The following is a 7,145-nucleotide window of genomic DNA, read 5'->3' as shown; positions in this document are numbered from 1 at the left end:
CGAGCGCGTGAGACGCATCGAAGAAGGCGACGGCGACGTTGCGGAAGTCCATGCCCTGAACCGCATTGGTGACGAGCATGCGCACGCGCGTGGTCAGCCCCTCCGTATCGAGACCGGGTGCGTGATGGATCAGAATGGAAGCCGAGGGCTGGTTCATGGGCTGCCCGCGCAGATCGAGCTCGGGCAGCACGATATGGACGCGGGCATTGCGCACGCCGGAAATCGTGCTGATCGTCCGCGCGATCTCCTGGTTCAGCGCATGCATCGTGCGGATGCGCTGCTCGTAGGGCGAGACGATCAGGCCATCGCCGGGGAAGATCTCGCCGAGTGACTGGAAGCGTTCCGCCGGCAGCCCCGCTCCCGCCAGCGCCTCGACGGCGGCGGCCATCTCGGATTCTGCGACCATGACGCGAAAAATCCCTTCGCTGACCGGTTCGCGCGTGGCCTCGATTCCCGAACGGGCCAGAACCGCGATCATCTCATTCGCCTCACGTTGCGACAGATTGCCGTAGAGCTCGACCTGGCAGGCAGCCAGGAACAGGCAAAACATCACAACGAAAGAGCGTGAAAGACCGCGCATCTCAGGATCGTCCTCATCGGCAGATTACGACCCTTGCTTGAGTTGATTGAAGATCTCGTTAATTTTCTTCACCATACCCGTGACATGCTCGAAGGCCGAGAGCATGCGTACGCGCGTCTCCTGGTGAGCGGCCATGTGCAGCGACATCATCATGCTGCGTTCGGTATTGAGCTTGTCACCTTCACGCGTCAGGGCGTGCACTTTGGAATTGTGCTCCATGGCTTCCTCGGGAGAATCCGGTCGCGGTTGTGCGATGGTCTCGCGCAACTCGCCCATCACGGTGTCGAGGCGGTTGGTGAGGTGGCTGATCTCGCCGGCGAAATCGATCGTATTGGCTTTCGTATCGCCATTCATGCCCAGCGCCGATTGCACCACCGGGACCGCGCGCTGGCTGTGATCGGAGAAGATTGGCTGTATCCGGTCGGAATCGCGGGCGAGGCGCTGCTGATCATGCGAAGTGAAATGCCCGCGTTCCGCGCCGCCACCGGCAGCCGGAGCGAAATTGCCGGCGCTGCCCCCCGGGACCGATGCAGTCTGTGCGGCGTGACGGTAGTTCTGGCCATGCGCTTCGCCGGCTCCGACCGTGGGCGGCATCAACACCTGCATCATGGCGGTGCGCTCTGCTTCCAGCGTACGCTCGAGATTGCGAAAATTGTCTCCGAAGGTGCGCAGATCGGCACGGGGATTAAGCTCGCGCGCCGCCGGCGCCTCGCCAAGCGCCTCGCGATAGACGGCCTTGAACGCCCGCGCGTCACCGCCCGCCGGATCTGCGCCGGGGCCCGGCGCACCGACGTGAAAACCGCTGACGGATGCGGGTCCGATGGTATCCAAGCGGATCTCCCTGACGATGATGGCGTCCGTGCCATGCGGCTCGACTGCCGGGCATCGCCTGCCCGGGACGAAACGCATTCTATGATTGCGTATGGCATCGTACAATCTTTGCGCGATACAGACTGAAAATACGATTAACGGAACTTTACGGCAGGCGTCATGCTTTCGCCTGCCGGCCCCGGTCCCGGCCCAGGCCCGTCGGCGCGGGGAAGTATGTGCTGCGGCGAGCAACCGGCAGCTCACATCGCCTGATATCGCATACATATATTGCAATGCAATTCATAAAAATTATGCTTTAAACTGAAACATGTTTGTGCTAGATGTGTCAGCATCGAACAAAACATGGGATGAAATGCGAATTCAATCATCTCTTGAGGTTGATGCGCATTTCGCTTATGGTGGTGGCAATTACAATGCATAGGATAAATGAAAGACAATGAGTAATATTCCCAGTCCTTTTGGCTCTGCGCTCGGTTCCCCCGTAGGCCGGGGCGCTTCCATCGTCCCGGGTGCCGAATCCGGTTTCAGGATTCCGACGTCGGAGACGACCGGGCAGGTGGGCGCTGGTGACACAGCCTCCGGTGCGACACAAGCGCCGCTGGTCGACATGCCGGCCACACAGGGTGCTGCCGCGACCGAAGACAGTCAAGCAAGCCCGGCAGCTCAGACGCTCGGGCAGGAATACGACAAGTTGTCCGAAGGGCGCCGCCAGAACTATGCGTCCTTGTACAACAGCTATTTCGGCTGACGGCGGAGTCTGACCCATGCGCCTCCCCAATCGCGAAATCGTCTATCGTCTGCTGTTCGTGACCGAGCAGGGTAACGAGGACCAGCGCAATGCCGCGAATGCGCGGCTCGCGTCGCTGCGTGACGCCTTCAACAACGACCGGCGCTTCCCCTCGTCCCGCCCGGTCATGCCGGCGATCGAGACGGAATGCTGGACCTGGTGGCACGAGGTGGCGAACATGTCGCCCGCCCCGCGCGAGCCCGCTCCGACCACCGGCACGATGCCGTTCGGCCAGGTTCCCGGCTGAGGCTCGCAAACGCTGTGACGGCTGATCACGCCGTCGGTGCCCTATTTGCGGCGCCGGCGGCTTTGTCGTGCTGGGTCGGGCATGCCGCCACCGCATGAAGATCTCTCTTCGAGAAGCGCGTCTGCGAGCCGTAACGGATCGGTTTGCTGTTCCTGATCGGCAATTCCGCCGCAAGCTCGCCCCAATCGCGATGCATTGAACTGCCCTCGAACCGCCGCGTCCGCGCGGCGCGGGCGCGGCGTCGCTTACCATCCGGTCCCCTTTACGATCATGACAGGCCCGTAGCCCTCCAGAGACAGCGAATCCCGATCATGGCGTGTCATCCGAGTTCAGTATCGAAGAGCCACGCCTCCCGTCGCGCCTTCCTCGTCGGCGGCGCCAGTCTGCTTCTCGGCGGCTGCTTCGGATTCGCCGGTGCGGGAAGCCTCGGTGGTGATCCGCGCGCGAGCATCTCCCGCGAACCGACGCTCCTCGTCGCCACCACCCGGCGCCCCGCGACGCCGGCAGGCGAAGCCCCGTTCTTCGGGCCCGAACGCGGCACCGGTCTGACCTTCGCCCGGGCCCGGATGACACCCCCGGCGACGGGTCTGACGGCCCGTGTCAGCAATATCGTCTCGGGCGGCTGGCAGGTGGCGGGTGTTGATGACGTCACCTCCCGCGAAGCCACCGATGCCTTTACCCGCGCGGCTTTGGGCAAGGATGTGCTGCTCTATGTGCACGGCTATCGCGAGACCTTCGAGAGCGCGGCCGCGAGTGCCGCCGAACTCGCGGACGGTATCGGTTTTCGTGGTGCGCCCGGCCTGTTCACCTGGCCCTCCGCCGGGGGGACGTTCGATTACGCCTATGATCGTGAGAGCGCCATGTGGTCGCGTGATGCCCTGGAGGCCCTGATGCTCACGCTGGCGCAGTCGCCGAGTGGCGGGCGCATCCATATCGTGGCGCATTCCATGGGCTCGCTGCTGACGCTGGAAACGCTGCGGATGCTGCGCGGCTCCGGTGGTGACCGGTTGATGGCACGCATCGGCGCCGTGGTTCTGGCCGCGCCGGATGTCGATATTGATCAGTTCGAGCAGGCGGTGAACCGCCTCGGCCCGGATGCGCCGCGCATCACCGTGATCGTCTCGTCGCGCGACCGCGCCCTGATGGCTTCGCAGCGCATCGCCGGCGGTGTCGCCCGTGCCGGCGGCGCCGAGCGCGAACGCCTGACGGCCATGGGCGTGCGCGTCGCCGATGCGAGCGAATTCGGTCGTGGCATTCTCAACCACGACCTTTTTCTCTCCGATGAAGAAGTCCGCCGCGTCGTGCAGCGGGCGATCGAACGCGCCCGCTGAGCGCTCACTGCGCGGCTGCGGCCCGGCGCGGGGCCGGCGAAAGATTCACCCGCCCGGCCTCGATCACGCTCATGCCGATCTGGGTGCGCAGCTCAATGCGCATCGGCACGAGTGAATCATTGGCCGGGAAGGGGGCGAGCCAGACCGCCATGTCGCGGTTCTCCTCCATGAAGCGCACCGCCTCGCGGGACGGGCGATGGCCGGAGACAGCGCGAAAACGCGCCTTGCAGACCAGCACCGGCCCGGAATAGCCGGGGCGGCTGAAATCGCGGGTGCCGTCATAGCTCAGGATGATGTCGAAACGCGCCGCACCGTCGAAGACGGGGATGGTGCGCTCGCAATTGCGGGGATCGGCGGGATTGCCCCGGATCGTCGCCGGCATCAGAAAAGCGCTTACGGGATCGACCACGCCGCGTTTGTGTGCGGCCTCGACGGGAATGGCGTCAGCGTGTTCCTGCAGCGGCGGCTCGATTTCCACTGCGGCGACGCTGCCGTTGTTCAGCCCCATACGCACGGTGCGACTCGCCTGGGAACTGCGCGAATTCGCCGCGAAGGCGCGGGGGATGACCTGTCTCCCCGAGACTGTGCCGCTCGCACTCGCCGCGCCGCGCCCGCTGACGAGCACCCCCGCGAGACCGGTCAGCCGCGCCTGCAGATCGATATTGTAGGCGGATCCGTCGAATCGGCTCTTGACGTCGGCGGTGCCGACCGAAAATCCGGCGATCGATATCTTGTAGACCGCTTCCATTTCGGTGGCCTTCGCCGGTGCCGTCAGCGCGAAGGCGCATGTCAGCGACAGGGCCGCGATCGCCCCCGTGATCCCGCGGCGGGGCATGCCGGGTTGCCGGACAAAAGCAGGGGCCCCGGTCGCACGCATGGCGGGGGAGGGGGCGGTTCGAGAGCGCATGGTCCGCATTGCGCGGCTCCTCGTATGATTGGCTCCGGTGACGGGCGACGGCAAATCAACCGGCGAATCGCCCCGGAGCGAACGCGTTACCGTTTCCTACGCTGCGTGATGAAGGTTAACGCTCTCCTATCCTTGACGTGACCCCGCTTCCTCGCTTATACGCAGCGCTCTTCTCGAGGACTTTCGGTGTCCGGCTGCCGCGAGCACGCATGAGCGGGTTCGCGCGAGGATCGGGGACGTGCATGGTGCACGGCCCGGTGGCCACACCAGGACAGACAGGATCAGGAACGATGTCGCGCCGTTGCGAACTGACCGGCAAAGCCGTTTTGACTGGCAATCTCGTCAGCCATTCCAATCGTAAGACCAAGCGCCGGTTCCTCCCGAACCTGTGCAATGTCACTCTGCAATCGGATGCGCTGGGCCGCTCTTTCCGGCTGCGCGTCTCGGCGAACGCCCTGCGCACCGTGGAGCATCGCGGCGGTCTCGACGCATTTCTCGCGAAGGCGTCGAATGACGAGCTTGCTCCGAACGTGCTCGCCGTCAAGCGCGAGATCGAAAAGAAGCAGGCTGTCGCCGAATAAGGGTTGTGCGCCGTGCGATCCCGTTTCAGGGATCGCGGCGTGCTTCGATTGGCGGATCGATCTCGTTATCGGGCTGCGCGAGGCCGGGCTTCGCGTGGCCGTATTACGTTTGATCGCGATCCCGGTGTGATCCGTTCCGACCGAAACCGCGTGCATGGATCGCTTCCGCGACCGTTTCCGACAAGCGCAGGCCCCGCAGGATCAGTGGCACCGCGAGGCGGATGAAGGCGCCCGGTCCGGCTCGTTTACCGCCGCGTGCCGCCTGTGCTTCCTGGAGGGCATGCGCTTCGTTGGCCAGAACCGGGACGAAGCGGATCGTCAGAACGATGCACATGGCGATGCGCCCCGGATCGACGAAGCGTCGTAACGGTTTTAGCCCGGCTTCGATCGTCGCGATCATGTCGGAGACCCGCGTCGTCAGTGTCACGAGGGCGGCGAGGGCGATCAGCAGAATGAAACGTGCGACGATCAGCGCCCCGATGAGCGCATCGCCCATGATCACATGGAAAATGAGGATCATCCCCAGAATCCACAGGGTCGGGCGGATTTGCGCGATGGCGAGCCGCGCCGGTATCCTCGCAATTCCGTATCCGGCGACGGTCGTAAAGGCCGCGCCGAGGCTCACCGCGACAATACCGGCAGGGGAGGCGGGCATGAAAAGCGCGATCGCCATCAGTGCGAGGCCGGCGAGTTTCACGCCGGGGCGGGCGCTATGCAGAAGGCTCGTTCCGTGCCGATAAATCCCGAGCATCACGCCTCCATCAGGCTGATGTAATGCGCGATCGCCCGCGAGGGTGTGTCGTCAGCGACGATCCGGCCGGAATCGAAGACGAGAACCCGGTCGAACCCGTCGAGCATGTCGAGATCATGCGTCACCAGAACGACCTGTTGGGGGAGATCGGTGAGGATCCGGCTGATCTTGCGGCGGTTGCGCAGATCGAGCAAGGCGGTCGGCTCATCGAGCACGACGACGCGCGGGTCGAGCGCGAGAATGCCGGCGAGTGCGAGGAGTTGCTTCTCGCCGCCACTGAGCAGATGGGCTGGCTGGTTGCGTTTCTCGGTAAGGCCGAAGCGTTCTAGCGCGTCCGTAACGGCGCAACTGAGCGCATCGCCGCGCAGGCCGGCATTGCGCAGGCCGAAACCCACATCCTCCTCGACGATCGGATAAACGATCTGGTGGTCCGGGTTCTGGAAGACGAAGCCGACGAGCGCGCGAACCGAGTCGCCCGCCGCGCGCGTGTCTTGGCCATGCACCCGGACGCGCCCGGCACTCGGGAGGATGAGCCCGTTGAGCAGGCGCGCGAAGGTGCTCTTGCCCGAGCCGTTCGCCCCGATGATGCCGATCCGCCCTTCGCAAAGGGTCAGACTCAGTTCGTGCAGGATCGTGATTGTCTCGACACGATGCCGGATGGCCTCGATTTCGATCAAGAATATGCGCTCCTGTCCGGCGTGACGCAGGCCGGTTCCCGGCCCGGTAATGCGACCGCGCTGCTGTCATTGCCTGCGCTTATGCGCGAAAACCGGGTTTGCGACAAATTCTGCATGCGCTGGCTCCCGGATTGGCCGAAAACCCTTGTTTTTGCGGGTGTTGAGCTTCGCAATGTCATCAAAATTTCATGGAACGGTGCAAAATTGTGGGAAAATTTCGCGTTTTTTCGATTGACGCTGGCGGGTCCCGGGCGTAGAACGCTGGGCATCGGCGCCGGCGCTTTTGAGCGTTTTCGGCGGCTTCGCTTCCTCTGGAGTGTTTTGCGGGATTGTCCCGGTTGGTTTTGCCGGGGTTTGACTGTTTGCGCTTTTTTGGTTTGCGGTGATTGCGGGCTCGTTCGGGTTTCGTGGTCTTTTGCTCTTTGACATTGTTGGGAAGGAAGAAAGGGAAAC

10 protein-coding genes are annotated in these 7,145 nt (G+C 63.9%); 5 read left to right on the top strand and 5 right to left on the bottom strand.

The window, feature by feature from the left end:
- A partial coding sequence (sctJ, locus tag VKP01_RS12070; RefSeq protein ID WP_324412616.1) for a type III secretion system inner membrane ring lipoprotein SctJ occupies positions 1-580 on the bottom strand: 580 nt, incomplete at its 3' end.
- Positions 581-604: 24 nt separating this feature from the next.
- Positions 605-1,411, bottom strand: coding sequence for a hypothetical protein (locus tag VKP01_RS12065; protein ID WP_324412614.1), 807 nt, complete (start codon positions 1,409-1,411; stop codon positions 605-607).
- 436 nt (positions 1,412-1,847) lie between these two features.
- Between VKP01_RS12065 and VKP01_RS12060 the strand changes: the two genes are divergently transcribed.
- The 3 genes from VKP01_RS12060 to VKP01_RS12050 all read left to right on the top strand — a co-directional run bounded on the left by VKP01_RS12060 (position 1,848) and on the right by VKP01_RS12050 (position 3,776).
- Positions 1,848-2,159, top strand: coding sequence for a hypothetical protein (locus VKP01_RS12060; protein WP_324412612.1), 312 nt, complete (start codon positions 1,848-1,850; stop codon positions 2,157-2,159).
- 16 nt (positions 2,160-2,175) lie between these two features.
- Positions 2,176-2,445, top strand: a complete 270-nt coding sequence (locus VKP01_RS12055; protein ID WP_324412610.1) for a hypothetical protein — start codon at positions 2,176-2,178, stop codon at positions 2,443-2,445.
- 311 nt (positions 2,446-2,756) lie between these two features.
- Complete coding sequence (locus tag VKP01_RS12050) at positions 2,757-3,776, top strand: alpha/beta hydrolase (protein WP_324412608.1); 1,020 nt, start codon at positions 2,757-2,759, stop codon at positions 3,774-3,776.
- Positions 3,777-3,780: 4 nt separating this feature from the next.
- Here VKP01_RS12050 and VKP01_RS12045 read toward each other — a convergent pair whose 3' ends face one another.
- Positions 3,781-4,611: a DUF3108 domain-containing protein gene (locus VKP01_RS12045; RefSeq protein ID WP_324412606.1), complete on the bottom strand. Its 831-nt coding sequence runs from the start codon at positions 4,609-4,611 to the stop codon at positions 3,781-3,783.
- A 362-nt stretch (positions 4,612-4,973) separates the two neighbouring features.
- Between VKP01_RS12045 and rpmB the strand changes: the two genes are divergently transcribed.
- Positions 4,974-5,264: a 50S ribosomal protein L28 gene (gene rpmB / locus VKP01_RS12040; RefSeq protein WP_324412604.1), complete on the top strand. Its 291-nt coding sequence runs from the start codon at positions 4,974-4,976 to the stop codon at positions 5,262-5,264.
- 103 nt (positions 5,265-5,367) lie between these two features.
- Here rpmB and VKP01_RS12035 read toward each other — a convergent pair whose 3' ends face one another.
- A complete protein-coding gene (locus tag VKP01_RS12035) occupies positions 5,368-6,015 on the bottom strand; it encodes an energy-coupling factor transporter transmembrane protein EcfT (RefSeq protein WP_324412602.1) in 648 nt (215 codons plus the stop codon).
- Positions 6,015-6,692 carry an ABC transporter ATP-binding protein gene (locus VKP01_RS12030; protein ID WP_324412600.1) on the bottom strand — a complete coding sequence of 226 codons (678 nt, stop codon included), beginning with the start codon at positions 6,690-6,692 and terminating at the stop codon, positions 6,015-6,017. The genes VKP01_RS12035 and VKP01_RS12030 overlap by 1 nt, the downstream gene beginning before the upstream one ends.
- Between VKP01_RS12030 and VKP01_RS12025 the strand changes: the two genes are divergently transcribed.
- Positions 6,666-7,118: a hypothetical protein gene (locus VKP01_RS12025; protein ID WP_324412598.1), complete on the top strand. Its 453-nt coding sequence runs from the start codon at positions 6,666-6,668 to the stop codon at positions 7,116-7,118. The two genes, VKP01_RS12030 and VKP01_RS12025, sit on opposite strands and share 27 nt — an antisense overlap.
- Positions 7,119-7,145 lie beyond the last annotated feature (27 nt).

It is taken from the genome of Saliniramus sp. (genome assembly GCF_035311605.1).
GTDB lineage: Bacteria > Pseudomonadota > Alphaproteobacteria > Rhizobiales > Beijerinckiaceae > Saliniramus.
This window is presented reverse-complemented; position numbering and strand designations above follow the sequence as displayed.

Excerpts from the sequence above, each read along its gene's own strand:
- VKP01_RS12055 (WP_324412610.1), top strand. The coding sequence starts at position 2,176 with ATGCGCCTCCCCAATCGCGAAATCGTCTATCGTCTGCTGTTCGTGACC.
- rpmB (WP_324412604.1), top strand. The coding sequence starts at position 4,974 with ATGTCGCGCCGTTGCGAACTGACCGGCAAAGCCGTTTTGACTGGCAAT.
- VKP01_RS12035 (WP_324412602.1), bottom strand. The coding sequence starts at position 6,015 with ATGCTCGGGATTTATCGGCACGGAACGAGCCTTCTGCATAGCGCCCGC.
- VKP01_RS12025 (WP_324412598.1), top strand. The coding sequence starts at position 6,666 with ATGCCGGATGGCCTCGATTTCGATCAAGAATATGCGCTCCTGTCCGGC.
- VKP01_RS12045 (WP_324412606.1), bottom strand. The coding sequence starts at position 4,611 with ATGCCCCGCCGCGGGATCACGGGGGCGATCGCGGCCCTGTCGCTGACA.
- VKP01_RS12060 (WP_324412612.1), top strand. The coding sequence starts at position 1,848 with ATGAGTAATATTCCCAGTCCTTTTGGCTCTGCGCTCGGTTCCCCCGTA.
- VKP01_RS12050 (WP_324412608.1), top strand. The coding sequence starts at position 2,757 with ATGGCGTGTCATCCGAGTTCAGTATCGAAGAGCCACGCCTCCCGTCGC.